Source organism: Flavobacterium taihuense (assembly GCF_019351435.1).
GTDB classification, from domain to species: Bacteria; Bacteroidota; Bacteroidia; order Flavobacteriales; family Flavobacteriaceae; genus Flavobacterium; species Flavobacterium taihuense.
In genome coordinates this window covers 40,688-66,775 of sequence record NZ_JAHWYN010000019.1, presented here as the reverse complement: position 1 = coordinate 66,775, position 26,088 = coordinate 40,688, and the positions used below count along the sequence as shown (strand labels likewise).

At 34.9% G+C, this 26,088-nt stretch carries 26 protein-coding genes; 17 read left to right on the top strand and 9 right to left on the bottom strand.

What is annotated here, in order from left to right:
* Positions 1-149: 149 nt before the first annotated feature.
* Complete coding sequence (gene hisS, locus KZH69_RS17290; protein WP_219318733.1) at positions 150-1,520, bottom strand: histidine--tRNA ligase; 1,371 nt, start codon at positions 1,518-1,520, stop codon at positions 150-152.
* A 316-nt stretch (positions 1,521-1,836) separates the two neighbouring features.
* Between hisS and KZH69_RS17285 the strand changes: the two genes are divergently transcribed.
* Together KZH69_RS17285 and KZH69_RS17280 are read left to right on the top strand one after the other, a co-directional pair.
* A complete protein-coding gene (locus KZH69_RS17285; RefSeq protein ID WP_219318732.1) occupies positions 1,837-3,081 on the top strand; it encodes an ABC transporter permease in 1,245 nt (414 codons plus the stop codon).
* A 116-nt stretch (positions 3,082-3,197) separates the two neighbouring features.
* On the top strand, positions 3,198-3,557 hold the full coding sequence (locus KZH69_RS17280; protein ID WP_219318731.1) for a four helix bundle protein: 360 nt from the start codon (positions 3,198-3,200) through the stop codon (positions 3,555-3,557).
* A gap of 81 nt (positions 3,558-3,638) precedes the next feature.
* On the opposite strand, the gene prmC is transcribed toward KZH69_RS17280, so the two are convergent.
* Positions 3,639-4,496: a peptide chain release factor N(5)-glutamine methyltransferase gene (gene prmC / locus KZH69_RS17275; RefSeq protein ID WP_219318730.1), complete on the bottom strand. Its 858-nt coding sequence runs from the start codon at positions 4,494-4,496 to the stop codon at positions 3,639-3,641.
* Between the two features lie 28 nt (positions 4,497-4,524).
* The gene (locus KZH69_RS17270) at positions 4,525-5,016 is read right to left on the bottom strand and encodes a GNAT family N-acetyltransferase (RefSeq protein ID WP_219318729.1); all 492 of its coding nucleotides are present in this window, start codon (positions 5,014-5,016) and stop codon (positions 4,525-4,527) included.
* A 107-nt stretch (positions 5,017-5,123) separates the two neighbouring features.
* Between KZH69_RS17270 and ribD the strand changes: the two genes are divergently transcribed.
* From ribD to KZH69_RS17255, 3 genes are all read left to right on the top strand, one after another.
* Complete coding sequence (ribD, locus tag KZH69_RS17265) at positions 5,124-6,167, top strand: bifunctional diaminohydroxyphosphoribosylaminopyrimidine deaminase/5-amino-6-(5-phosphoribosylamino)uracil reductase RibD (protein ID WP_219318728.1); 1,044 nt, start codon at positions 5,124-5,126, stop codon at positions 6,165-6,167.
* Complete coding sequence (locus KZH69_RS17260) at positions 6,160-6,765, top strand: HAD family hydrolase (protein ID WP_219318727.1); 606 nt, start codon at positions 6,160-6,162, stop codon at positions 6,763-6,765. The genes ribD and KZH69_RS17260 overlap by 8 nt, the downstream gene beginning before the upstream one ends.
* Before the next feature lie 127 nt (positions 6,766-6,892).
* Positions 6,893-7,516, top strand: coding sequence for an IMPACT family protein (locus KZH69_RS17255; RefSeq protein WP_219318726.1), 624 nt, complete (start codon positions 6,893-6,895; stop codon positions 7,514-7,516).
* 30 nt (positions 7,517-7,546) lie between these two features.
* Here KZH69_RS17255 and KZH69_RS17250 read toward each other — a convergent pair whose 3' ends face one another.
* Positions 7,547-7,951, bottom strand: a complete 405-nt coding sequence (locus KZH69_RS17250) for an acyl-CoA thioesterase (protein WP_219318725.1) — start codon at positions 7,949-7,951, stop codon at positions 7,547-7,549.
* A 183-nt stretch (positions 7,952-8,134) separates the two neighbouring features.
* Between KZH69_RS17250 and dnaA the strand changes: the two genes are divergently transcribed.
* The 12 genes from dnaA to KZH69_RS17190 all read left to right on the top strand — a co-directional run bounded on the left by dnaA (position 8,135) and on the right by KZH69_RS17190 (position 20,419).
* Positions 8,135-9,562, top strand: a complete 1,428-nt coding sequence (gene dnaA / locus KZH69_RS17245) for a chromosomal replication initiator protein DnaA (RefSeq protein WP_116797344.1) — start codon at positions 8,135-8,137, stop codon at positions 9,560-9,562.
* Between the two features lie 8 nt (positions 9,563-9,570).
* Positions 9,571-10,038 carry a low molecular weight protein-tyrosine-phosphatase gene (locus KZH69_RS17240; protein WP_219318724.1) on the top strand — a complete coding sequence of 156 codons (468 nt, stop codon included), beginning with the start codon at positions 9,571-9,573 and terminating at the stop codon, positions 10,036-10,038.
* A gap of 109 nt (positions 10,039-10,147) precedes the next feature.
* Positions 10,148-10,870 (top strand): SAM-dependent methyltransferase, encoded by a 723-nt coding sequence (locus KZH69_RS17235; protein WP_219318723.1) that lies wholly within the window; start codon positions 10,148-10,150, stop codon positions 10,868-10,870.
* Between the two features lie 252 nt (positions 10,871-11,122).
* Positions 11,123-12,250, top strand: coding sequence for a methionine aminotransferase (locus KZH69_RS17230; protein ID WP_219318722.1), 1,128 nt, complete (start codon positions 11,123-11,125; stop codon positions 12,248-12,250).
* A 78-nt stretch (positions 12,251-12,328) separates the two neighbouring features.
* Positions 12,329-13,210 carry an SDR family oxidoreductase gene (locus tag KZH69_RS17225; RefSeq protein WP_219318721.1) on the top strand — a complete coding sequence of 294 codons (882 nt, stop codon included), beginning with the start codon at positions 12,329-12,331 and terminating at the stop codon, positions 13,208-13,210.
* Between the two features lie 256 nt (positions 13,211-13,466).
* The gene (locus KZH69_RS17220; protein ID WP_077375486.1) at positions 13,467-14,234 is read left to right on the top strand and encodes a ParA family protein; all 768 of its coding nucleotides are present in this window, start codon (positions 13,467-13,469) and stop codon (positions 14,232-14,234) included.
* Positions 14,235-14,238: 4 nt separating this feature from the next.
* Positions 14,239-15,138 carry a ParB/RepB/Spo0J family partition protein gene (locus KZH69_RS17215; RefSeq protein ID WP_219318720.1) on the top strand — a complete coding sequence of 300 codons (900 nt, stop codon included), beginning with the start codon at positions 14,239-14,241 and terminating at the stop codon, positions 15,136-15,138.
* Complete coding sequence (locus KZH69_RS17210) at positions 15,138-15,698, top strand: DUF5683 domain-containing protein (RefSeq protein ID WP_219318719.1); 561 nt, start codon at positions 15,138-15,140, stop codon at positions 15,696-15,698. Before KZH69_RS17215 ends, KZH69_RS17210 begins: the two co-directional genes overlap by 1 nt.
* Positions 15,699-15,745: 47 nt before the next feature.
* Positions 15,746-16,480, top strand: a complete 735-nt coding sequence (gene dapB, locus KZH69_RS17205) for a 4-hydroxy-tetrahydrodipicolinate reductase (RefSeq protein WP_219318718.1) — start codon at positions 15,746-15,748, stop codon at positions 16,478-16,480.
* A gap of 58 nt (positions 16,481-16,538) precedes the next feature.
* A complete protein-coding gene (lepB, locus tag KZH69_RS17200; protein ID WP_219318717.1) occupies positions 16,539-18,101 on the top strand; it encodes a signal peptidase I in 1,563 nt (520 codons plus the stop codon).
* Positions 18,102-18,113: 12 nt separating this feature from the next.
* Positions 18,114-19,727, top strand: a complete 1,614-nt coding sequence (lepB, locus tag KZH69_RS17195) for a signal peptidase I (RefSeq protein WP_219318716.1) — start codon at positions 18,114-18,116, stop codon at positions 19,725-19,727.
* Positions 19,728-19,798: 71 nt separating this feature from the next.
* A complete protein-coding gene (locus tag KZH69_RS17190; protein WP_219318715.1) occupies positions 19,799-20,419 on the top strand; it encodes a WbqC family protein in 621 nt (206 codons plus the stop codon).
* A 115-nt stretch (positions 20,420-20,534) separates the two neighbouring features.
* Here KZH69_RS17190 and KZH69_RS17185 read toward each other — a convergent pair whose 3' ends face one another.
* The 5 genes from KZH69_RS17185 to KZH69_RS17165 form a co-directional block, all read right to left on the bottom strand.
* Positions 20,535-21,581: an endonuclease/exonuclease/phosphatase family protein gene (locus KZH69_RS17185; RefSeq protein WP_219318714.1), complete on the bottom strand. Its 1,047-nt coding sequence runs from the start codon at positions 21,579-21,581 to the stop codon at positions 20,535-20,537.
* A gap of 70 nt (positions 21,582-21,651) precedes the next feature.
* Positions 21,652-22,512 carry a rhomboid family intramembrane serine protease gene (locus KZH69_RS17180; protein ID WP_219318713.1) on the bottom strand — a complete coding sequence of 287 codons (861 nt, stop codon included), beginning with the start codon at positions 22,510-22,512 and terminating at the stop codon, positions 21,652-21,654.
* Between the two features lie 54 nt (positions 22,513-22,566).
* The gene (locus KZH69_RS17175) at positions 22,567-23,325 is read right to left on the bottom strand and encodes a rhomboid family intramembrane serine protease (protein ID WP_219318712.1); all 759 of its coding nucleotides are present in this window, start codon (positions 23,323-23,325) and stop codon (positions 22,567-22,569) included.
* Positions 23,322-25,214, bottom strand: a complete 1,893-nt coding sequence (gene mutL / locus KZH69_RS17170; protein ID WP_219318711.1) for a DNA mismatch repair endonuclease MutL — start codon at positions 25,212-25,214, stop codon at positions 23,322-23,324. The genes KZH69_RS17175 and mutL overlap by 4 nt, the downstream gene beginning before the upstream one ends.
* Before the next feature lie 165 nt (positions 25,215-25,379).
* Positions 25,380-26,084 carry a DUF6624 domain-containing protein gene (locus tag KZH69_RS17165; RefSeq protein ID WP_219318710.1) on the bottom strand — a complete coding sequence of 235 codons (705 nt, stop codon included), beginning with the start codon at positions 26,082-26,084 and terminating at the stop codon, positions 25,380-25,382.
* Positions 26,085-26,088: the final 4 nt, after the last annotated feature.

The window sequence follows — 26,088 nt, the reverse complement described above, 5'->3', positions numbered from 1 at the left end:
CTTAGCAAACAAGCGATTGAGAATAGAATTTCCTCTATTCAACAATCGCTTGTCTTTTAAATCTTCAAAATGTCTTGTCTGCATTTTTTTATCTCAAAGATAAAAAAAGTTGTGTCCAGACGGTAGCCTATATTTGGTTGCCTTTTTTGTTATTTTAAAATTGTGGTAAGCTCTTCTAAGCTTACTGTTTTCTGTTCTCCAGAAACTAAGTCTTTTAGACTATATTGATTGTCATTCATTTCCTCTTCGCCCACGATCACCACATAAGGGATAAATCGTTTATCGGCGTGTTGGAATTGTTTGGCTACTTTGGCATTATCAGGATATAATTCTACTTTTATTCCTGAGGCACGCAATTCTTTGATGGCTTTCATCGAATAGAAAGCTTCTTTCTCTCCGTAGTTGATAAACAAAGCTTTGGATGTAGAAGTTACCGCTTCCGGGAACAATCCTAACTCTTCGACCACCAAATAAATTCGGTCCAATCCAAAAGAGATTCCTACTCCACTCATATTTTTCAAACCAAAAATACCGGTCAAATCATCGTAGCGTCCACCCCCACCAATGGAACCCATTGCAACGGTTTTTGGAGCAGCTACTTCAAATATTGCTCCTGTATAATAATTCAGTCCTCTAGCCAATGTAACATCCAAATCTAAACTAGCGGTTGACAATCCTAAATTGATCACATTATCACAGATAAAACTAAGTTCTTCAACCCCTTTCATTCCTTCAGCTGACGAAGAAAGCAAAACAGACAGTTTCTCGATTTTCTCTGTGATTGTTCCTGTAAAATTGAATAACGGCTGTACTTTGATAATCGCTTCTTCTGAAATTCCTTTTTCGATCATTTCTTTCTTTACGCCGTCCTCACCTATTTTGTCGAGTTTGTCTAAAGCTACTGTAAAATCAATTAGTTTATCGGATGCGCCAATAACTTCGGCAATTCCGGAAAGTATTTTTCGGTTATTGATTTTAATCGTTACTCCTGCTAAACCTAATGCAGTAAAAACAGAATCGTACAATTGTACCAACTCTACTTCTTGCCACAGCGATTTAGATCCTACAACATCGGCATCACATTGAAAAAATTCTCTGAAACGCCCTTTCTGAGGTCGATCGGCACGCCAAACGGGTTGGATTTGGTATCTTTTGAACGGAAACTCGATTTCATTTTGGTGTTGCACTACATAACGTGCAAACGGAACGGTCAAATCATAACGCAAAGCTTTTTCCGAAATGCTTGATGTTAGTCGCGTACTGTCTTTGGCTTCCAGGTGAGTTGCATTGGCTTTTGCTAAAAAATCCCCCGAGTTTAGTATCTTAAAAATTAATCGGTCGCCCTCTTCTCCATATTTCCCCATTAAGGTTTCGGAATTTTCGAATGAAGGAGTTTCTATAGGTTGGAAACCAAATTTCTCGAAATTACTTTTTATGATTTGGATAATGTATTGTCTTTTTGCCACCTCAGCAGGTGAAAAATCTCTGGTTCCTTTTGGAATACTCGGTTTTGATGCCATTTTTTAATTTTAGATTTTAGATTTCAGATTTTAGATTTCAGATTCAAGTAAAACTTTCTTAATCGAAAACATAATCCTCTATATCACTCTGCAAATATCTTACTTTTAAAATAATTCCGTTTGAAAAATTTGTGATTTAATTTCAAAGCTCTTTAACACCGAAATGCCCTAGCCCAGATAGAAGCGGCATCCTTTTCCTTTTTTCTTTAAAAAGGAAAAGATAAAGCGGATAGCTGGAAATAGCTCCTGAAAAACATTTAAGCTAATTTCTCAAAAGGTATTTGTAACAAAAATTGTATTTTCGAGTCAAATGTTTATGATGCTAAAACTATTCAAAGAAAATATCCGAATCGCATTTGGTTCCATCCGAACTCAATTGTTGCGAACCATTTTGACGGTAATGATTATTGCCATCGGTATAACTGCCTTGGTTGCAATCCTAACTCTTGTTGCTGCACTGGAGAACACTTTGTCCTCCGATTTTGCTTCGATGGGAGCCAATACTTTCAACATTAATCAATACGAAAACACCTCTCGAAGACGCGGTGGCGGGGAACGCGAAATCATAAATCCTATTATTTCCTATCCCGAAGCTGTGGCTTTCAAGAATAAATACAATTACCCGCTTACGGAAACGTCTTTATCATTTACTGCGACCTCAATTGCTGAAGTAAAATATGAAGCCTTAAAAACTGATCCCGAAATAAGCGTTCTGGGTGTCGACGAACATTTTTTGACCAACTCGGGACTTGAAACCAGTTCAGGAAGAAATTTTACCAATTTTGACATTTCTAACAATACCTATACTTGTGTGGTAGGGTCGGATTTTGAAAAAGGGCTGCTGAAAGATGTCAATCCTATAGGCAAAATCATTTCGATTCGCGGTGCCAAATTCAAAGTTATTGGTGTGTTAAAAGAGAAAGGTTCCACCTTTGGGAACAGTCAGGATTTAAGGGTTTTGATTCCTATACAAGTGGCTCGTTCGCTATTTACAGCTCCAAATATCAACTATACGATGAGCGTTATGGTTGCCAAAAAAGAATTATTGGATCAGGCTATCGACAATGCGAACAGCACTATGCGCAGAGTCCGAAAACTAAGTCCTATAAAAGACAATAATTTTGCCATAGTACGAAGTGATGATTTGATTAACAGAATCATGAGCATCACCCAATATCTTGGGCTTGCAGCATGGCTTATCGGGATTATCACGATCCTAGGGTCGTCTATCGCCTTGATGAATATTATGATTTTTTCGGTAACCGAACGCACCCGAGAAATTGGGGTTCGAAAAGCTTTGGGAGCCAAAAAATCAACCATTGCCTTTCAGTTTTTTATAGAAACACTGCTTATTGGGCAAATAGGCGGTTTGGTCGGAATTATTTTTGGAATATTAATTGGGTTTGGGTTTGCGGCAGTGATGAACTTTGTTTTTGTAATTCCGTGGGGAGCGATTATAGCTGCTTTTGTGACTAGTTTTATAGTGGCATTAGTTTCCGGTTTATATCCCGCTATAAAATCGGCAAATCTGGATCCTATTGAGGCGCTGCGATATGAATAAGAAGGCAGAATTAAGATTGAAGGTGACAGATTAAAGAACGTAGAAAATAGATAGCAGGTTCCAAAAGACAGAATTGAGATTACAGAATTGCTAACAACTAACCTTCAAATAACAATATGAGATTTCAAGATTTATTGGCTTATAAAAAATCATTTGAATTAGGAATGTCAATTTTTAATATTTCGAAAGGTTTTCCGTCTGAAGAGAAATACTCATTAACAGACCAAATTAGGCGTTCTTCGAGAAGTGTTTCTGTAAACATTGCCGAGGCTACCCGAAAAAGAAGATACGTTAATCATTTTATTTCCAAACTCTCAGATAGTGATGCCGAAAATTCAGAAACCCAATCTTGGCTGGAATATTCTCTTGCCTGTGAATATATTAATCAAGAAACTTTTGACGGCTTAACTTCAAAGAGCCTTGAAGTTGGAAAACTATTAAATTATATGATGGCTAATCCTGATAAGTTTAATTGATAAAATCTGTTTCTTACCTTCCCAACTATCTAAAATCTGAATTCTGCCATCTCAATTCTGCGTTCTGCCATCTGAAACCTGCTACCTGAAACCTGCTCTCATCATTCTATCATTACCGTAAATATCCTTACGAAGTTCTATGTCTTTAAAATCCATTTCTTCAAGTAAATCAACCATTTCTTTCCCCAAATACTGATTGATTTCAAAATAAAGTTTCCCTGAGTCCGAAAGGTTTTTTTGAGCCAATTCGGCTATTTTTCTATAAAAAATTAAGGCATCATTATCTTCCACAAAAAGTGCCAAATGAGGTTCATTGTCCAAAACATTTTTCTTGATTTCTTCTTTTTCGAGATTCCTTACATACGGCGGATTCGAAACAATAATATCAAACTCTTGGCCTAAATCTAGTGTTTCAAGAATGTTTTGGGATATAAAAGTAACTTTTACTTCATTCAGAGCTGCATTTTTTTGGGCAGTTGCCAAAGCTTTCTCTGAAACATCAATTGCAAAAACTTCTGCATTCGGGAGATTCTTGGCCAACGAAATGGCAATGCATCCGCTTCCTGTTCCGATGTCTAAAATCCTTAGATTTTTAGATTGTTCGATTGTTCGATTATTAGAGATTATCCAATCCACTAATTCCTCCGTCTCCGGCCTTGGAATCAAAACGTTTTCATTGACTTCAAAATCCAATCCATAAAAACTTGTTTTGCCTAACAAATACTGAATCGGAATTTCTAATTTTAATTGTTTCAAAATCGAATTCCAAACGTCAATATCATTCTCCGAAAAAACCAAATCCGGCTCCAAAGCCAAATCAATTCTTTTCAGTTGCTGCTTTTCTTCCAATATCAAATAGAAAAAACTCTCCGCTTCACCTTCATCATACATCAGAGTAAGCGCTTGAATGAATTGAGTTCTGTATTCTTTTATTTTCATGTTTATTTTTTTCAGTTCCCTTTCGTGGTTAAAGTGTCAAATCTTTCAGCATCCAAACCGGACAACTCGTATGACCCGTACTTCCCATTGGAGAACAAATATTTTCGAAACCTACTTTTCTATATAACTTTTGGGCATCCAACATAAAAGGCATTGTTTCCAAGTAACACTTTTCGAAACCAAATTCACGGGCGCTTTGTAAACATTGCTCCATCATTTGGCTTCCAATTCCTTTTCCGCGGGTTTCTGGAAGAAAATACATTTTTTGCAACTCACAATATATCTCAGCTTCATTTGCTAGTGGTGCCACCCCTGCTCCACCTACAATATGCCCCTCACTTTCGACTACATAATAAACGGATCGTGGTTTGCTATATTCTTCAAACATCAAGTCAAGATAAGGGTCTTCATAAGCTGTCCCTACTTTTGGAATATTCAGTTCATCAAAAACAGCTCTTATCAATTGAGCAACCGCCTGATTGTCTACTTTTTGTATTTTTCTAATAACCCAATTATCCATAAAACACTATATTATTAATTCTACATCACAAAAATAGCCATTGTAAATGGGAAAACATCCTAAGTTTTGAAACTAAATTCTAATTCCAAAATTACTACTTTTGCAGAGTGAAGATACATGAAAAATACATGAGCCGTTGCATCGAACTGGCCAAAAACGGACTAGGAACGACCTATCCCAATCCCATGGTTGGAAGCATCATTGTATATGAAGGCAAAATCATAGGCGAAGGTTGGCACAAAAAAGCAGGCGAACCCCATGCCGAAGTCAATGCAGTAAATTCGGTACACGATAAATCGTTGCTAAAAAAAGCAACTATCTACGTGAGCTTGGAACCGTGCAGCCATTTTGGTAAAACACCTCCCTGTTGCGATTTAATAATAAAAAACAAAATCCCAAATGTCGTTATTGGCACCGTAGATCCAAATATCAAAGTGGCCGGAAACGGAATCAAAAAATTAATTGAAGCGGGTATTCACGTCACTATTGGAATACTAGAAGACGAATGCAACGAACTCAACAAACGCTTTTTTACTTTTCATCAAAAGAAAAGGCCTTATATTCTACTAAAATGGGCACAAAGTCAAGATGGTTTTATTGCCCCTCTTGAAAAATTGGAAAAAAAACCAGTTTGGATTACCAATACTTATTCCAGACAATTGGTTCACAAATGGAGAACCGAGGAACAGGCTATTTTGGTAGGAACACAAACTGTTATCGACGACAACCCCAAACTAAATGCGAGAGATTGGTATGGAAACAATCCGGTCCGAATAGTATTGGACCAAAACAATCGCATTCCGGAAGATAATGCTGTTTTTGACAATCAAACAAAAACAATTGTATTTACTAATTCCAAAAACACTATCTCCAAAGAAAACACTACCTTTGAAGTAATTGATTTTAAACAAAATATAGCCAAACAAATTGTTGATTCACTTTATAAAAACAATATCCAATCGGTTATTATTGAAGGTGGACTTCAAACTTTGCAGACCTTTATCGATGCAAATCTTTGGGACGAAGCTCGAGTTTTTACAGGGAAAACATTTTTGGAAAAAGGAATTAAAGCCCCTCATATACCAAAAACAGATTTTGAAAAACACACAATTGACACCGATGAATTTTTAATAATCAGAAACCATGATTAATGCTATTATATTTGATTTTGGAGATGTATTTATCAATTTAGATAAACAAGCCACTATGGATGGCTTAAAAAATCTTGGCATATCCCATTGGAACGAAGATTTAGACCAATTGAACTTACAGTATGAATTAGGATCCATCTCGGAGGAAGATTTCTTGTTTGGAATTCAAAAACATACTAACAATGCATCCATCGAGGACATTTTGCAAGCTTGGAATGCAATACTATTGGACTTCCCATTGTATCGATTGGAATTCCTTCAAATGCTTTCTAAAAAATACCGTTTATTTTTATTGAGCAACACGGATGCCATTCATATTGACACCTTCGAACAAAAAACAGGAACAACATTTTACAGTGATTTTTATCAATGTTTTGAAAAAGTATATTTCTCATTTGAAATTGGCATGAGAAAACCCAATCTAGAAACCTACAACTTCGTATTGGATCAAAATGCACTCCAGGCAAAACACACCTTATTCATTGATGACAAAAAAGAAAACACCGATGCTGCGTTGGCACTTGGACTTCAAGTTTGGAACTTACAAGTAGGCGAAGAAGATGTGGTTGATCTGTTTGAAAAAAAAATAATACAATAGCAATGGCAAAAATCACTGACAATGGCAATAGAAAAATTAAAATAAATACATCCAACAAGCCCATTAAATATTAAACCATCAATATTATTTTTTAAACTGAAAATGATTTTTGACATTGACATTAAAAATGAAAGACACCTACAATACCATTGCATTTCCCTCTGAAGAATCTTTATTCAAAGAAAAAAGCAGTAAATTTTTCGGTTATGCTTTTCCAATAGAATCGGAGGAAGAAGTAAAACCCATTTTAGAAGTCTTAAAAAAACAACATCCACACGCAGTCCACTACTGCTACGCCTATCAAATAGGAACCGAAACCATTCAATACAGAGCCAATGATGATGGTGAGCCAAGCAATACAGCAGGAGCTCCGATTTACGGTCAAATACAATCTTTTGGACTTACGAATGTACTTGTTGTTGTGGTTCGAATTTATGGCGGAATAAAACTAGGTGTTGGCGGATTAATTTCGGCCTATAAAACTTCAGCACAAATCACATTAGAATCTTGCGAAATTATCGAGAAAACAATTGACATTCCTTTCATGATTTCATTTGACTATAAAAACATGAATAAAGTGATGCGCGTCATCAAAGAAAAAAAACTAGACATTACATCTCAAGAAATGGAAATAAATGCAGAAACCAATTTACCTATTGGGAAAATTGTAGTAAAAACCAGAAAAAAAAATGCCGAAATAATATTCGACACTTTTAATTCTTTGTTTGAAATTGACATAAAAAAACTATAAATTCTCATTTAAAAGAACTCCTTTTGACTATTATTCAAAAGTTTTTAGTAGTTCCAAAATGTAATCTGGCGGAGCTGTTGGTCTACCCGTTTTTAAGGACACAAAAACCAACATAAATTGGGCAGTTGTTAATAACTCTTTGGCTTCATTGTAAATTGCACAATCAAATTCTATCTTCACAGACGTCTGACTTTTGAAAACCGTGTGCACCGTCAACAACTCATCATATCTTGCCGATTTTTTATAATTGACATTCATGTTCACAATCGGGAGCCCAATACCGCTTTCTTCCATTACTTTATATGAAATCCCTTTGTTTCTGAGCCATTCGACCCTTCCTATCTCAAAATAGGGTATGTAATTTCCGTGATAAACAACCCCCATTTGGTCTGTTTCTGAATAACGAACACGAACTTGAATTTGATGATCTTTCATTAATTATGAATTAAAATTTTAAATTTTAAAAAGCGCCTTACAACAATATTTTCAAAAATTATAACCTAAAATATTTTTTTTTACAGATAATTGTTCACATATTTGTTATCCCGAAAAAAGAATCAATTTCACATTCTTTTTGTAAGATAATAAGTACCCAAATAAAAAAATTTAACTAAATATATGAACAAGACTGCACAATCAGTATGGGAAAACTGTTTGTCCTTCATAAAGGACAACATTCAAGATCAAGCCTATAAAACTTGGTTCGAACCTATTAAATCAGTTGAACTTACCGATAATGCATTATATATTCAAGTACCAAGTAAATTTTTCTACGAATGGCTAGAAGAACACTATGTAAAATTATTAAAAGTGGCCCTAACCAAAGAACTTGGAAAAAACGCAAAGTTACTCTATAAAATCAAAATGGAAAACACTTATGGTAACAAACAGCCGTTTACGGAACAGTTGCCAAGTGCCAATAGAGCTCCGATGAAAGCTCAAGAAGTAGATGCTCCATTTAAAAACCTAAATCCAGAATTAAAAAACCCTTTTGTTATTCCTGGTATTCGTAATTTAAAAATCGAATCCCAATTGAATCCCAATTATAGTTTTGACAACTTCCTGGAAGGTGATTCTAATAGATTAGCCCGTTCTGCAGGTATGGCAGTTGCCAATAAACCAGGAGGAACATCTTTCAACCCATTATTAATTTTTGGTGGTGTTGGATTGGGAAAAACACACTTAGCCCACGCTATCGGTGTTGAAATCAAAGATAAATATCCAGAGAAAACGGTTTTATATATTTCAGCTGAAATTTTTACCCAACAATATATAGACTCGGTTAAGAAAAACAATAGAAATGATTTCATTCATTTTTACCAATTAATAGATGTTTTAATCATTGACGATGTTCAATTCCTTTCAGGAAAATCAGGAACACAAGATGTATTTTTCCATATTTTTAATTATTTGCACCAAAACGGAAAACAGGTTATCCTGACTTCTGACAAGGCTCCTGTTGACATGCAAGATATTGAGCAACGTTTGTTGTCTCGTTTCAAATGGGGATTATCTGCTGAATTGCACCAACCGGATTACGAAACAAGAATTTCAATCTTAAAAAACATTTTATATCGTGATGGTGTTGAGATGCCGGATGATATCATAGAATACGTAGCTCGTAACATTAAATCAAATGTTCGTGAACTAGAGGGCGCTATCATTTCATTGATTGCACAATCTTCTTTCAACAAAAAAGAAGTAACTATCGAACTTGCTAAAAGTGTCGTAGAAAAATTTGTAAAAAATGTAAAGAGAGAAATTTCAATCGATTACATTCAAAAAATTGTTTCTGATTATTTCCAATTGGATTTAGAAACATTACAATCCAAAACTAGAAAAAGGCACGTTGTACAAGCGAGACAACTAGCTATGTTTTTTGCAAAAAAATTCACCAAAGCTTCATTGGCTAATATCGGTTCTCAAATAGGAGACCGTGATCACGCCACAGTATTGCATGCCTGTAAAACAGTAGACAATTTAGTAGCAACCGACAAACAATTCAAAAAGTATGTCGAGGATATTAATTCAAAATTAACGCTATAAAAAGCAATATGCCTGTTAAAATTTTAATGGTTTGTTTGGGTAATATCTGCCGTTCTCCATTGGCAGAAGGTATTTTAGCCTCCAAACTTCCCCCAAACAAATTCCTTGTAGATTCTGCAGGAACAGGTTCTTGGCATGTTGGCCGTGCTCCAGACAATCGTTCTGTAGCCACCGCCAAAAAAAACGGTTTAAACATTGCCAATCAACAAGGAAGACAATTTCAACAATCCGATTTCGATGCTTTTGACTATATTTTTGTAATGGACAACCACAATTACAATGATGTGATTCATCTTGCTCAAAACGAAACCCAAAAAGAAAAAGTCCAACTTGTTTTAGACGCTATCTTCCCAAATGAAAATGTTGATGTCCCAGACCCATATTATGGTGTTGCAAATGGTTTTGACATGGTCTATGAAATGCTCGATGAAGCTTGCGAAGTAATTGCCCAAAGACTGATTGCCAAACATTCCTAAAAAACTAAATAAGTTTTTTATAACTTTGCCCATAAAGGCAAATACATTAGCCCAAAACCATTATTAGAAAACTACAAAATCGTATTTCTAATAACAGAAAGTCACATCTATGAAATCAGCACCTCTTTTTGGTAAACTATACTTAATCCCAACTACTATGGGCGATTGCGACCCGATGGACGTATTACCACAAACCATAAAAAGATGCGTTGATTTAATTGACTATTATGTGGTTGAGAACGACAAAACAGCTCGAAAATCAATAAAACAGACTAATCCTGACAAAAAACAATCAGAGCTAAAGCTTTTTATCCTCAACAAATACACAGAACCCAAAGACCATCAAGAGTTCATCAAACCACTTTTGGAAGGTAAAGACATGGGACTTATGAGCGAAGCAGGATGCCCCGGGGTAGCCGATCCTGGTGCTGTAATCGTAAAACTAGCCCACGACAAAGGAATTCAAGTTGTCCCACTTGTTGGCCCATCCTCCATATTATTAGCCATGATGGCATCCGGAATGAATGGTCAAAGTTTTACTTTTCATGGTTATTTACCTATCGAAAAAGACGAAAAAAAAGCCAGTTTCAAGAGTCTAGAACGCATATCTTTTGAAAAAAATCAGTCTCAGATTTTCATTGAAACCCCATACCGCAACAACAAACTGCTCGAAGATTTAATCCAGACATTACATCCCGACACACATTTATGTATTGCTGCCGATATTACTTTATCAACTGAATACATAAAAACAAAGAAAATTTCAGCATGGAAAAAAGAAACTGTCGATTTACACAAACGCCCCACCATTTTCATAATTCATAAAATGTAATTAACAAAGCTCTTTTGGGCGTGCCACCATAAAAAAAATGGGCCTACTCATCTACACCGGTGAGTCGGCCCATTTTCTTTATGCTGTCGGGCTATCACGAGTGCTTTGGCGCCTTGCTCCATCCCTCACGCAGCACGCAAGAACACTCGTTTAACCCACAATATTTATATTTCCTGAACATCATTGCGCCAAAAAAGAAAAAACAAGCTTAAAAAAACTACTTTTATACTCCTAAATAAATTCATTTATTACATGAGTAAATTACCAAATGTAACAACTAGCATCTTTACGGTAATGTCCAAAATGGCAGCGGAACACAATGCAATCAATCTTTCCCAAGGATTTCCAAACTTCCCCGTTGATGAAAGATTAACTAAAATTGTTTCTCGATTGGCGCATGAAGACGTTCACCAATACACACCCATGTCAGGTTACCCTCCATTGTTGACAAAAATTGCAACATTGGTAAAATCATCTTACAATCGCAACATTCGTCCAGAAACCGAAATACTCGTAACTGCTGGAGCAACCCAAGCCATATTTACCTCTTTATTGGCTTTGTTGAAACCCAACGATGAAGCAATCATTCTTGATCCAAGCTATGATTCATACGAAGCCCCCATACTGTTAAGCCATGCCAAACCTATTCGTGTAGCACTTAATGACGATTACACACCCCATTGGGAGAATATTGAAAAGGCCTTTTCAGAGAAGACCAGAATGATTATCATCAATAATCCACACAATCCTACGGGTAAAATTTTAAATGAATCTGATTTTGAAAAATTAGAATTACTTTTAGAAAAATACCCTAATGTATTATTGCTTTCTGACGAAGTATATGAATACATCACTTTCGAACAAAAACACATTTCGACCCACACTCGACCCAAATTACTCGATCGTTGTATTATGGTTTCCTCTTTTGGCAAATCATTTCATGTAACAGGCTGGAAAATAGGTTATCTTGTAGCACCCGATTATTTGATGAAAGAAATCAAAAAAGTGCATCAATTTTTGGTTTTCAGTGTCAACAGCATTTGTCAAGTAGCCGTTTCCGAATACTTAGATTTAGTGAACATAAACGAGATCAGCTCACTTTATCAAGAGAAAAGAGATTATTTTAGAACCTTATTAAAAAACAGCCGCTTTGAATTAATGCCCTGCGAAGGAACTTATTTTCAAGTCGCGTCGTATGCCAACATTTCAAAAGAAAACGATGTTGATTTTTGCAAACGATTAATTACTGAATATGGCGTCGCTGCAATTCCCATATCTACTTTTTATGCTGATGAAAAAGATTTAAAGTTAATCCGTTTTTGCTTCGCCAAAGACAACCAAACTTTAGAAGAGGCAGCAAAAAGAATGTGTGAAATTTAAAAAATTATAATTTTACACATTTATTATGCATGCATACTATTTTATTTCACTACATTTACAATCCAAAAAAAATAAATTATGAGTTATACCGATAAAATGTTAAGAGACGATGCCTTAAAAGGCAAAGTAATAGTTGTTACAGGAGGCGGAAGTGGCTTAGGAAAAGCGATGACCAAATATTTCTTGGAATTAGGAGCTCAAGTAGCCATTACGTCCAGAGATTTAGAAAAACTAAAAAACACCGCTAAAGAATTAGAAACCGAAACAGGAGGTACGTGTTTACCTCTTCAATGCGACGTTCGCCATTATGAAGAAGTAGAAAACATGTTGCAAGAAGTACTGAAAGCTTTTGGAAAAGTTGATGTATTATTGAATAATGCAGCAGGAAATTTCATTTCGCCAACAGAACGTTTATCTGCCAACGCTTTTGACACGGTAATTGACATCGTTTTAAAAGGATCTAAAAACTGCACTTTAGCCTTTGGAAAACATTGGATTGATACCAAACAAACTTCGGCAAGCGTTTTGAATATCGTCACTACTTATGCCTGGACAGGTTCAGCTTATGTAGTTCCAAGCGCCACTGCCAAAGCGGGAGTTCTTGCCATGACAAGAAGTCTAGCGGTAGAATGGGCAAAATACGGCATTCGTACAAATGCCATTGCACCTGGACCCTTTCCTACCAAAGGAGCCTGGGACCGATTACTACCGGGAGATCTTGCCGAAAAATTTGATTTAGCAAAAAAAGTACCTTTGAAGCGAGTGGGTGACCATCAGGAATTAGCCAATTTGGCTGCTTACTTAGTCTCTGATTTTTCTGCCTATGTCAATGGTGAAGTAATTGTTATTGATGGAGGTGAATGGCTGAAAGGTGCAGGACAATTCAATTTACTTGAAGCCATTCCTGAAGAATTATGGGATCAATTGGAAATGATGATTAAAGCAAAGAAAAAAAGTTAGTCACTTGCAATATTCACCGATTAACATCAAAAACTACTGAAAACAATCAGAAATAACACCTAAATAAAGAGTCAAAAAAGAGAACTATTTCTACAGTTCTCTTTTTTTTAGCCATAATACTTACCAAAAAAGCAATAAATATAGACTATTGTTAAGATAAATTGGGGATTGGGAAAACTATTTGTTTTTGTTAACAAAATAGATTTTCAAAACCCATAAATAATTGTATTTTTACCGTTCAAAATTTAGAAAATAAATGGGCAAAATCATAGCGATTGCGAATCAGAAAGGTGGAGTTGGAAAGACAACTACTTCCATTAACCTAGCTGCTTCATTGGGTGTTTTAGAAAAAAAAGTATTACTAATAGACGCTGATCCTCAGGCAAATGCCACTTCAGGTTTAGGAATTGATGTAGAAACAGTTGAAATTGGAACCTACCAAATTCTCGAACACAGTCACACACCATCGGAGGCTATCATAAAATGTTCTTCTCCAAATGTTGATGTAATTCCTGCACATATTGATCTTGTTGCGATTGAAATAGAATTGGTTGACAAAGAAAATAGAGAATATATGCTTAAAAAAGCATTGGAAAGTGTAAAAGATCAATACGATTATATTTTAATTGATTGCGCTCCATCTCTTGGACTTTTAACCCTGAATGCTTTAACTGCTGCAGATTCAGTAGTTATTCCTATTCAGTGCGAGTATTTTGCATTAGAAGGTTTGGGTAAATTATTAAATACTATCAAAAGTATTCAAAAAATTCACAATCCAGATTTAGATATTGAAGGTTTACTATTGACCATGTTTGATTCTAGATTGCGTTTATCCAACCAAGTAGTAGAAGAAGTTCAAAAACATTTTAACGATATGGTTTTTGAAACCGTGATACAAAGGAATGTAAAATTGAGCGAGGCTCCTAGTTTTGGAGAAAGCATTATCAACTATGATGCAACTAGTAAAGGAGCAGTTAACTATATTCATTTAGCTCAGGAAATTATAAAGAAAAACAGTAAATAGTTGTATGTCAAAAGCAATAAAAAAACAAGCCTTAGGTAGGGGTTTATCTGCGTTATTAAAAGATCCTGAAAACGATATTCAATCGGTAGAAGATAAAAATGCAGATAAAGTAGTAGGAAATATTATAGAGCTTGAAATTGATGCAATAGAAATAAATCCTTTTCAGCCTCGTAGCAATTTTAACGAAGAATCATTACGAGAATTAGCCACTTCCATCAAGGAATTAGGAGTTATTCAGCCTATAACTGTTCGTAAATTAGACTTCAATAAATACCAATTAATTTCCGGAGAACGTCGTTTGCGCGCTTCGACATTAATCGGACTTACAACTGTTCCTGCTTACATTCGTATTGCAAACGATAATGAATCTCTAGTAATGGCCTTGGTTGAAAATATCCAACGTCATGACTTAGATCCAATAGAGATTGCGCTTTCTTACCAACGTTTGATTGATGAAATTCAATTAACTCAAGAACAAATGAGTGAAAGAGTTGGTAAAAAACGCTCTACTATTGCCAATTACTTAAGACTTTTAAAATTAGATCCAATCATTCAAACCGGAATTCGTGATGGTTTTATCAGCATGGGTCACGGTCGTGCCATCATCAACATTGATGATCATGATGTTCAAACCGATATTTATCAAAAAATAGTAAGTCAAAATCTTTCTGTTAGAGAGACTGAGACTTTGGTAAAAAACTACCATGAAAGTTTAAAACCAAAACCTGCCATCCCAACGAAAACAGCCTCTTTCGAAATTAATGATGAAGACGTTAGTACTTTCAACAAGTATTTTGGAACAAAAATTGATGTAAAAGTTGCTGGAAATGGTAAAGGAAAAATCACCATTCCTTTTCATTCTGAAGAAGACTTCAATAGGATTATAAAATTAATAGAAGGGTAGTGAATAAAATCATATCCATAGGGCTACTGCTTTTTCTTTTAGGAAACGCTTCGGTTTTTGCACAAGCAAAAACCGAAGCTGTTTTAAAGCCAAAAGACACTTTAAAATCAATAGACATAGACCCTTTGACACCTGCAAAAGCTGCTTTCTATTCGGCTATATTACCGGGATTAGGACAGGCATACAATAAAAAGTACTGGAAAATTCCAATTGTTTATGGAGCTATTGGAACTAGTTTATACTTATACGTTGACAACAAAAAAAAATACCACGAATACAGAGATGCCTACAAAGGTCGTTTAGCCGGAAATCCGGACCCTAACTACGACTATCTCTCTGACAAGCAGTTAATATCGGCTCAAGAGTTTTACCAAAGAAACGCTTCGTTATCAGGTCTTTTTGTGATTGGCTTTTATGTTCTAAACATTATAGATGCCAATGTTGACGCTGCCTTAATTCAATTTAATGTTAATCAGAGTTTGTCTTTTCGACCAGAAATCACTCCGGATGCTGTAACATTAAAATCAAATTTAGGACTAACCCTTAATTATCGTTTTTAGATTCGAGCAGTATTCGTTTCTTTTTAAAAATCAAAAAATATATACAAATGAAAATTGCGCTTTTAGGATACGGAAAAATGGGGCAAGTAATCGAAAGAATTGCTTTAGAAAGAGGACATGAAATAGTTTTGAGAAAAGATGAGTTTAATACCTATGATGGACTTTCTACTGCCGATGTTGCTATCGATTTTAGCGTACCAGCAGCAGCAGTAAGTAACATTTCCAGTTGCTTCAATGCACATGTTCCTGTAGTCTCCGGAACAACAGGTTGGTTGGAACATTATGATGAAATGATTGCACTTTGCAAAGCAAAAAATGGAGGTTTCATATCCAGTTCTAACTTTAGTCTTGGCGTAAATTTGTTTTTTGAGTTCAATGAATATTTAGCCAAAATAATGTCACAATTTGATCATTATAAAGTAAAAATGGAAGAAATTCACCACCATCAAAAACTAGATGCACCAAGCGGAACTGCTATTTCATTGGCCAAAGGCATTACTGAAAATAGTAATTACACCAATTGGACATTAGACACTTCAAAAGAAAATGAACCGAGCGACAGCGAACAGGCTAAGCAAATTCATATCAAAGCAGTAAGAGTTGGAACGGTTCCAGGAACCCATACAGTAACCTACAACTCTGATGTAGATTCTATCGAAATAAAACACACCGCACATAATCGGGAAGGCTTTGCCCTAGGAGCTGTTATTGCTGCAGAGTGGCTTGTTGGAAAACACGGTGTATTTACGATGAAAGACGTTTTGAATTTAAATTCCAAATAATAAATTACTAAATCCAAATAGAAATTTGGTTAAAATCTAAAGTTTAAAATCTAAAATTATGACACTATATCTTTGGTTTGTATTTTTCTTAGCTGTTCAGGTTATTCATTTCTTAGGAACTTGGAAATTATATGAAAGTGCCGGAAGAAAACGTTGGGAAGCAGCAATTCCAGTTTACAATGCGATAGTTTTAATGAAAATAATTGGTCGCCCTACTTGGTGGACTCTTTTACTTTTTATCCCAATCATCAACCTAATTATGTTTCCCGTTATTTGGGTAGAGACTATTCGTAGTTTCGGTAAAAAAACTTTTTTAGATACAGTGCTTGTAATTGGAACCTTAGGATTTTACATCTTTTATCTCAATTATACCCAAACTTTAAATTACGAAGCAGATAGAAATTTAAGTCCTGACCATAAAGCGGCTGACACAATTAGCTCATTACTTTTTGCAGTGATCGTCGCCACTATTGTTCACACCTACTTGATTCAACCTTATACTATCCCTACTTCCTCATTAGAGAAATCCCTATTGGTTGGTGACTTTTTGTTCGTGAGCAAAATGAATTATGGAGCTAGAGTCCCGATGACTACGGTAGCCATGCCAATGGTGCACGACACCATCCCATTGACCAAACGAAAGTCTTATTTAACTTGGCCTCAATTGCCTTATTTTAGACTTCCAGGCTTACAAACGATCAGTCGTACCGATATTGTTGTTTTCAACTGGCCAGCAGATACTGTATACAAATTCAGAGACCGTTCCGGACTAAGAGTAGACAAACCAATTGACAAAAAATCAAATTATGTAAAACGTTGCGTTGGTATTCCTGGTGATAGCTTATCCATAAAAGACGGATTAGTTTATATCAACGGAAAAGAATTGATTTTGCCGGAACGTGCTAAACCGCAGTTCTCATACAACGTAGTTTTGGATAGCAAAACACCTATTGACTTTGAATATCTTTTCAAAGATATGGATATCACTGATGGTGCTGGTTTCTTAAACCAACAAACAAGAGACACTTTATTCATAAGTGCCTTAACTGCTGCAGGAGCTGAAAGATTACAGCATGTTCCAGGAATAACAGCTGTAAACAGAATTATTTCAAAAAATATTGAAGATGGTATTTTTCCACACATTGGCAAATGGAATAGAGATAATTTTGGCCCAATTTATATCCCTCAAAAAGGAAAAACCGTTGCCTTAAACCTAGAATCGTTACCTTTTTACAAAACTATAATCACCGATTACGAGAAAAAAGATTTGAAAGTAAATGGAAATGAGATTAGGATCGATGGCAAAGTAGCCACAGCCTATACTTTTGACCAAAACTATTATTGGATGATGGGAGACAATCGTCATAACTCTGAAGACAGCCGTTATTGGGGCTATGTTCCCGAAAACCATATCGTAGGAAAACCAATATTCATCTGGATGAGTATCGATGGTATTAATGGCTCTAAGAGCAACTGGAAAGTTCGTTGGGACAGAGTATTCACAACCGTAAGCGGTGAAGGACAGCCTCAATCATACTTTAAATATTTCTTAATTGCACTTGCTGCCTTTTTTGTTGGTGAGTATTTTTGGAAAAAAAGAAAATCGAAAAAAGAACTATAAAACGAGGTGACTATGTCAATATATCAATGGTTTATTTTTTTTCTGTTCATACAAATAATCCATTTTTTAGGGACATGGAAATTATATGAAATTGCAGGAAGAAAACGCTGGGAAGCTTTAATTCCTGTTTACAACGCAATTATTCTAATGAAAATTATCGGCAGACCTGCTTGGTGGACTATTCTGCTTTTTATTCCTATTATTAATCTCATCATGTTTCCTATAATTTGGGTAGAAACATTACGAAGTTTTGGAAAAAATTCAAATTTAAATACCTTTTTAGCCATTATTACTTTAGGATTTTATATTTATTATGTCAGTTATACTCAAACATTAAATTATAAAGCAGAGAGAAATTTAAAACCTGAGAATAAAACAGCCGATACAATCAGTTCTTTACTATTTGCTATCATTGTCGCTACATTAGTTCATACCTATATTATACAGCCATTTACGATTCCTTCTTCTTCATTAGAGAAAACATTATACATTGGGGATTTTTTATTTGTAAGCAAATTAAATTATGGTGCAAGAGCTCCAATGACTGCAATTGCATTGCCTATGATGCATGATTCTATCCCTATTTTAAGAAAAAAGTCATACCTTTTCAATGATGATATCACAAAAAAAGAGACTTCGCTTTTGAATAAGTTTCAATTACCCTATTTTAGATTTCCTTCTATTGAAACGATTAAACGTAATGAAATCGTAGTGTTTAACCAGCCCGCGGATACTTTATTGGATATGGATAATTTCAAACCAATAAGAAATTACTACAAACCGATTGACAAAAAAACAAATTTAGTAAAACGCTGTGTTGCCATACCTGGAGATTCTTTGGAGATTCGTGAAGGAAACGTATATATCAACGGAAAACCAAGCAAATTACCTGAAAGCGCAAAACTCCAATACAACTTTTTTGTAAATACTCAAGGTACACCTATGGATCAAAATTCATTAGTGAACCTGTATGGTGCTAGGGATGGTTTGAAGAATGGGAATGGAGATTTTGCGCTGACCAATAATGGAGAATATGTATTGACATTAACCGATAATGAAGCAAAGAGAATAGCAAACAATCCAGTAGTTAAAAGTGTTAAAAAGTATCTACTCCCAAAGGGAGAAGATGGAGATGTATTTCCTCACATCCATTCGTTAGGATGGAACATAGACAATTTTGGGCCTATCTATATTCCAAAAAAAGGCGTGACAATTAAATTAGACAAAAACACACTTCCATTTTATAAACGTATTATACAGGAATACGAAAAAAACACATTACAAATTAATGGCGATAAAATTATAATAAACGGAAAATCTACGAACAACTATACTTTTAAACAAGATTATTATTGGATGATGGGAGATAATCGTCAAAACTCTTTAGATGCAAGATTTTGGGGATATGTTCCTTTTGATCATGTTGTTGGTAAACCTGTATTCATTTGGTTTAGTTGGGAAAAAGATGGTAAAGGCCTTCAAAAAATTAGATGGAATCGAGTTTTCTCTTTTGTAAATGAAAACGGTGAACCTAAATCATATTTAATTCATTTCTTAATTGCTTTAGCTGCTTTTTTTGCTGGTGAGCATTTTTGGAAAAAAAGGAAAGAGAAAAAAAATAGTTAAAAAAGTTCATAGTTTAAGGTTTAAAGTTACCCTGACAACCTTAAACTTTTAAACCTTAAACAAATCAACAAATGAACATCTTAATTCATCCCTCCTATTTTCCATCCATAAGCCATTTTGTTACCATGGCTCAATCGGATAGTATTATGTTTGAAATGGAGGATAATTTTCAGAAACAAACCAATCGCAACAGAACTTATATTTACAGTCCTAATGGGATTCAACTATTGAATATCCCTATAAAACATTCCAATTTAACACACCAGAAGACAAAAGACATAAAAATAGAATCGGAGTTTGACTGGCAAAAACAGCACTTTAAATCACTCGAAGCCGCATACAGAAGTTCGCCATTCTTTGAATATTTTGAAGATGATTTACTGCCTATTTTTCAAAAAAAACACACTTTTTTGATAGATCTTAATTTTCAAGCTTTAGAAATAACATGTAAATGTCTAAGAATGAAGCTAGAATTTGGCACCACAACCGAATATTTACACGAAATAGATAATACTCAAATTACTGATTTTCGCTATTTAATAAACGGAAAAAAAGATAATTCTGTATTTGAAAACTACACTCAGGTTTTCGATGACAAATTCGGTTTTTTGAATAATTTGAGCGTTCTTGATTTATTATTCAATGAAGGAAGATATGCTATGGATTATTTAAAAAATCAAGTGCTTCGATAACAGAACGAACCTCTTTAAAAATTAAAAACAGTACAGCAATTAAAATTCATTTCGAATTGAAACTTAATTGCTGTACTGTTTTTTTTTTACTTTTTATAAAGAAGTAAATCAAAATCTATTTCATAGACAATTTCGCCATAATGGGATAATGATCGGAGTTTTGAAAATCAGGAAAGTTTTCAAATTGCGTGACTTCCATAGTTTCATCTACAAAAATATAATCAATTCGAGCTGGATAATACTTAAACTTATAGGTAGCACCAAAGCCTTCTCCCGCTTCTTCAAAACTATCCTTCAATTTTCCTTTTATATTTCGATACACATAAGAAAAAGCACTGTTATTCATATCGCCACAGATGATAATAGGATATTTACAATTTTTCTCATGCTCTTTAAAAATTGCCGCTTGCTCCTGCTGCTGTTTAAACGCTTTACTGATTCGGATAAAAAGAAACTTTGATTTTTGCTGATCAATTACATCAATATTTTCGGAAATTTCATTAACATCCGGCGAAATCTTAATAGACTGCAGATGCATATTGTACACTCTAATAATATCTTTACCTTTCTTAATATCTGCAAAGACTACATTGTTATTCGAATTGGGAAACACAATATTTCCTTGATCTATAATGGGAAATTTTGAAAATATGGCTTGACCTGTTTTAATTTGTTTCCCTTCCATCAAAACGTACTTGTACGGATATACCTTTAAATCAATATTAGCCGAATTAGAAAACTCTTGAATACATAATATATCAGGATTCTCCGTATTGATAAATTCTAAAATTACATCTGGAATATCGTCACGATCCAACCATTTAAAAACATTGAATAATCTTACGTTATAACTCATAACCGTAAAATCTTTGTCGCTTTCCTGAAATTCTTTGGCAGAAAACTTATAAAACTTATTGAAAAAGGTAATTCCAACCAAAAGAACGATGCCAGATAAAATCATTCGCTTTTTAAATTGCATCGCCCAATAGACAAAGAACAATCCATTTGCTAAAAAAAACAAAGGCATAAATAAGGTAAAAACCGACAAAAGAGGAAATATTTTTGGCGCCAAAAAAGGGAGTAAATAGGCAATGAATGTTAGCACTATAAGTACTAAATTCAAAAAAAACATTCCCTTATTAAACCATGAAAGGTTCTTCATTTTTAATGCGTTTTAAACTTTAAGAGCAAAAAGTTCAGGATTTACACTTCAATAATTAGATAAAAATAGTTTATTTTCCGGCTTGAAACAAGAATTCTTTTTCTTCTTGACTCAAACTATCATAACCCGACTGGCTGATTTTATCCAAAATCTCATCTATTTGTTGTTGCTTTTTGTCTTTTACAACTATTTTGGAAACTGGCCTTTCGGCTGGTTTTTGATAATTTTTATGTACTTTTTTGAAGGGAGTTGCTGGTTTTTTAAAAATATTGGTAAAAAAATCTAAAACAATGCTCAATATTTTACTCATATCTATTCCATTTTGAAGCAACTTGATATAAACAAAACCGAAAAAAGCACCTGCTAAATGAGAAATATGACCGCCTGAGTTCTCCAATCGGAATTGCATTAAATCCAAAATAAGAATTACCGCCGTAACATGCCATAATTTTACATTCCCAACGAGTAACAATCGCACATTCATCAAAGGGCTATAAGTGGTTACAGCAACCAAAATAGCCATTATTGCCGCCGAAGCTCCAATTATTGCTCCGCTGTAATGCATTAAATTAAATCCCAAAACAAAAATAACACCCGCAAAAATGGCACTCAAAATATACAAGCCCAGATATTGTTTGGAGGAGAAAAAAGTCAAAAACAAATAGCTCGAAAAATTCAACACCATCATATTAAAAAACAGATGAAGAAATCCATCATGAAAAAAAGCATATGATAAAAAAGTCCACGGTTTCAAGACAAAAACAGCGGGTTCCGATGACAAAGCAATCCAACTAGGAAAATCAAATACCCCTACTTTAAACGAATAGAAAAAAACCAACGAAACCAGGAAACACGCTACATTCCAATAGATCATTTTTAAGGCGATACCACCTAATTTATATTGCAATTTTAAATCGTCTAAGATATTCATATTCCAAGTTATGAGTTATGAGTTCTATTCAATAACATAATTCCCAATTAGGGGTTAATTCCAACGATGATTGTCAAATTGATTTTTCTTCCAATACCACATCATCACAAAACCAACCAATGCGCCTCCAAGGTGAGCAAAATGAGCAATTCCGCTAGAACCTCCAAACAAAGAACCTCCAGAAACACCCAAATATAAATCAATTAACAATAATGCAGGAACAAAATATTTTGCTTTGATTGGAATTGGAATAAACATCAAGGCCAATTCGGCATTTGGAAACATAAATGCAAAAGCTACCAATAAACCATAAATAGCTCCCGAAGCTCCTACAACATTTCCTAAATAAGCTCCCATAAAAGCCTGAAAATCGGAAGGTGCTAATAATTCCTGCCATTTAGTATCAAATTTCCCTTCACTTAGAATTTTTAGTATTTCAACTTTTTGGTATCCATTGGCCACTAAGGTATTGATTCCATTTTCAAAGAAATAATAATTAACGCCGGTATGTAATAAAGCTGCTCCTAAACCACATGAAATATAAAAAAATAAAAACTTTTTACCTCCCCAAAAGTGTTCTAATGCAGAGCCAAAAGAATACAAAGCAAACATGTTAAAAGCAATATGCATGATATTTGGCAATGGAGCATGCATGAACATGTGCGTGAAGAGTTGCCAAAAATGAAAATCCGGGCTTTCGAAAAAATACATCGAAAGCAATTTATAAGCAGGCTCTCCAACAATCATAGAGCCAATAAAAAACAATATATTTATTATTAACAACTGTTTTACTGTAGGTGTAATATTCATCATAATGCAAATTTTTTATCTAAGTCTTCCACACGCATGGTGATGAAAGTCGGTTTTTGAAATGGGGAAACATTTGGGTCTTTACAGGCAAAAAGTCCATTTACTAAGTTTTCCTGTTCTTTTTCAGTCAAATAAGCACCCGTTTTGACTGCCAAACTTTTTGCCATAGATTTGGCAATAGTATCATTCTGACTAAAACTATTCTCTGGAATTCCGTTATGTAAATCACTCAATAACTGATCCAAAACCGCAGCAACTTCGCTCTCCGTAATGTTAACCGGAATACCCGAAATCACGATATGGTCTGGATTTGATTCCTCAAAAACAAAACCTGTGTTGACCAACGATTGCTGCAACTCTGCGATAAGTTCCATTTCGGCCGCTGAATAAAATAAATTAATAGGAAACAACAATTGCTGACACGAAGCATGTTGCACAGTCATATTCACCAGGAATTGCTCATACAAAACACGCTGATGCGCCCTGCTTTGATCGACAATCACCATACCCGATTTTATAGGCGAAACAATGTATTTTTTATGAATTTGATAGGTTTTATGAACTGCTTGCTCTACTTCCTCATCATTAAACAAAGAGGACGTTACCTCTTCATTTTCAAAAATAAATTCATTGTTTTCAAAACTAGAATCGTTGTTACTTGACGCAAATGCAGCACCTCCAGAAACAATACTTGTATCGTGTTTAACATCTACGTACAAACTCTCCCAACTGGCTGTTGATTCCGCTTTTTTATATGTTGGAAAAAGTTTATTTGACTTTTCATCAGCAAAAGGATTGTAATTTCCATCCACTTGAATGGTAGGCACTTCAGCATCTAAGTTTTTATAATGATAGGGGGTATCCAAATTTGCATCACGCTCAAAATCTAGAACAGGTGCCACATTAAACTGCCCTAAACTGTGTTTTATTGAAGCTCGCAAAATAGCATACATCGCACTTTCGTTATCAAACTTGATTTCCGTTTTCGTGGGATGTATATTGATGTCAATGGTATTCGGTGGTACGGTTAAATATAAGTAATAACTCGGTTGTGAACCAGCTGCTAAAATCCCATCATAAGCAGCCATCACGGCATGATGCAAATACGGGCTTTTTATGAAACGGTCATTCACGAAGAAAAACTGTTCTCCTCTACTTTTTTTTGCAAATTCTGGTTTGCTGACAAAACCCTGAATGTTCATCATCTCCGTATCTTCTACAACGGGCACCAATTTTTCATTGGTTTTCCCTCCAAAAAAATTAACAATCCGTTGTCTTAAACTCGATGGAGGCAGATTATACATATCGCTGCCATTATGATAGAATGTAAAATGAATCTTGGGATGTGCCAAAGCCACGCGTTGAAATTCATCAATAATATGACGGTACTCTACCGTATCCGATTTCAAGAAATTACGGCGAGCAGGTATATTAAAAAATAAATTTTTGACTGCAAAAGAAGTTCCTTTTGGCAGAACCGCCACATCTTGGGACATAAATTTACTCCCTTCAATAACAATGTGCGTTCCTAACTCTTCCTGCTCCAATTTAGTTTTCATTTCCATGTGGGCAATTGCGGCAATAGAGGCTAATGCTTCTCCGCGAAACCCTTTGGTATGCAGCGAAAATAAATCTTCAGCCTGGCGAATCTTGGACGTGGCATGACGTTCAAAACACATACGAGCATCGGTAACATTCATTCCCGAACCATTATCAATGACCTGAACCAATGACTTCCCTGCATCTTTTATAATCAATTTGATGTCGGTTGCTTTGGCGTCCACCGCATTTTCCAATAGTTCTTTTACTACTGAAGCAGGTCTTTGCACCACTTCTCCAGCGGCAATTTGGTTGGCAACATGATCAGGAAGCAGTTGAATTATACTCGACATTGAAAAATTTTAGATTTAGGATTTTAAATTTCAGATTTTAAATAATAATTAAAATCAAGGAGGACAAATTTAAGGAATTTCTGTTGGGTTTTAGCTCTTTGACAGTCATAAAAAAAAGCAAATTTAAATCGAAAGCTAACCCTTTTAAAACCAATAATAATGCTATTATTCTTTTATGGTTAATTGCTTTACTTCTTCAAGGGAATAACGTTTATAAGCTATTCCCATTCTTTTCGCATTCTCTTCTACAGTAGTGGTAAACCCCGCTTCCTTCCTCAGTTCATTTACTGATTCTGCATTTTGTATAGGCCAAATATAATTCCAAAACTCTTTCTTCCCCGATGTCGGGTTCAAAATATTCATTCCAGCTCCTTGAGTGCCATGAAGTTGCTCCTTTCCCTCCTGCATTAGCATTCTATCGTGCATCATGGCAACTTTTGTAAAGGGTATTTCATTGCTTGCTCCTGCTTCCTGAATCATCGGAAAATAATCAGCTATTTTTTTGCTGTGCTGAATCACAAACCAAGCCGCTTCATTGGTCGGTTCTCCAACTAATGTTTTACCTGGGTAACCCTGTTTTGCGATAATTTCCTCAATCCGTATAAGATTAATGGAATCTAGCTTATTCAGTATCACATACACATTACCATTTGCCAAATCATCTTTTGAATAACCTGTTTCATTGAGTATTTGTAATTTTCTGCTATCGGTTGTTTCAGAATCAATATACTCTCTAAGAATTTGGTCCGATTTATAAATACCATCCAACTCTTTTTTCAAATTTTCATCAATTACGCCTTGGGCCTGACTAAATCCGAATACAAACAACAACAGAATAAATGCATATCTTTTTATATTCGAAACTATCATCAAT

Excerpts from the sequence above, each read along its gene's own strand:
- dapB (WP_219318718.1), top strand. The coding sequence starts at position 15,746 with ATGAAAATTGCGCTTTTAGGATACGGAAAAATGGGGCAAGTAATCGAA.
- dnaA (WP_116797344.1), top strand. The coding sequence starts at position 8,135 with ATGAACAAGACTGCACAATCAGTATGGGAAAACTGTTTGTCCTTCATA.
- KZH69_RS17240 (WP_219318724.1), top strand. The coding sequence starts at position 9,571 with ATGCCTGTTAAAATTTTAATGGTTTGTTTGGGTAATATCTGCCGTTCT.
- KZH69_RS17190 (WP_219318715.1), top strand. The coding sequence starts at position 19,799 with ATGAACATCTTAATTCATCCCTCCTATTTTCCATCCATAAGCCATTTT.
- KZH69_RS17220 (WP_077375486.1), top strand. The coding sequence starts at position 13,467 with ATGGGCAAAATCATAGCGATTGCGAATCAGAAAGGTGGAGTTGGAAAG.
- KZH69_RS17260 (WP_219318727.1), top strand. The coding sequence starts at position 6,160 with ATGATTAATGCTATTATATTTGATTTTGGAGATGTATTTATCAATTTA.
- hisS (WP_219318733.1), bottom strand. The coding sequence starts at position 1,520 with ATGGCATCAAAACCGAGTATTCCAAAAGGAACCAGAGATTTTTCACCT.
- lepB (WP_219318716.1), top strand. The coding sequence starts at position 18,114 with ATGTCAATATATCAATGGTTTATTTTTTTTCTGTTCATACAAATAATC.
- KZH69_RS17285 (WP_219318732.1), top strand. The coding sequence starts at position 1,837 with ATGATGCTAAAACTATTCAAAGAAAATATCCGAATCGCATTTGGTTCC.
- KZH69_RS17270 (WP_219318729.1), bottom strand. The coding sequence starts at position 5,016 with ATGGATAATTGGGTTATTAGAAAAATACAAAAAGTAGACAATCAGGCG.
- KZH69_RS17235 (WP_219318723.1), top strand. The coding sequence starts at position 10,148 with ATGAAATCAGCACCTCTTTTTGGTAAACTATACTTAATCCCAACTACT.
- KZH69_RS17215 (WP_219318720.1), top strand. The coding sequence starts at position 14,239 with ATGTCAAAAGCAATAAAAAAACAAGCCTTAGGTAGGGGTTTATCTGCG.
- mutL (WP_219318711.1), bottom strand. The coding sequence starts at position 25,214 with ATGTCGAGTATAATTCAACTGCTTCCTGATCATGTTGCCAACCAAATT.
- KZH69_RS17225 (WP_219318721.1), top strand. The coding sequence starts at position 12,329 with ATGAGTTATACCGATAAAATGTTAAGAGACGATGCCTTAAAAGGCAAA.
- KZH69_RS17280 (WP_219318731.1), top strand. The coding sequence starts at position 3,198 with ATGAGATTTCAAGATTTATTGGCTTATAAAAAATCATTTGAATTAGGA.
- KZH69_RS17185 (WP_219318714.1), bottom strand. The coding sequence starts at position 21,581 with ATGAAGAACCTTTCATGGTTTAATAAGGGAATGTTTTTTTTGAATTTA.
- KZH69_RS17230 (WP_219318722.1), top strand. The coding sequence starts at position 11,123 with ATGAGTAAATTACCAAATGTAACAACTAGCATCTTTACGGTAATGTCC.
- KZH69_RS17180 (WP_219318713.1), bottom strand. The coding sequence starts at position 22,512 with ATGAATATCTTAGACGATTTAAAATTGCAATATAAATTAGGTGGTATC.
- KZH69_RS17165 (WP_219318710.1), bottom strand. The coding sequence starts at position 26,084 with ATGATAGTTTCGAATATAAAAAGATATGCATTTATTCTGTTGTTGTTT.
- lepB (WP_219318717.1), top strand. The coding sequence starts at position 16,539 with ATGACACTATATCTTTGGTTTGTATTTTTCTTAGCTGTTCAGGTTATT.
- KZH69_RS17250 (WP_219318725.1), bottom strand. The coding sequence starts at position 7,951 with ATGAAAGATCATCAAATTCAAGTTCGTGTTCGTTATTCAGAAACAGAC.
- KZH69_RS17175 (WP_219318712.1), bottom strand. The coding sequence starts at position 23,325 with ATGATGAATATTACACCTACAGTAAAACAGTTGTTAATAATAAATATA.
- KZH69_RS17255 (WP_219318726.1), top strand. The coding sequence starts at position 6,893 with ATGAAAGACACCTACAATACCATTGCATTTCCCTCTGAAGAATCTTTA.
- prmC (WP_219318730.1), bottom strand. The coding sequence starts at position 4,496 with ATGAAAATAAAAGAATACAGAACTCAATTCATTCAAGCGCTTACTCTG.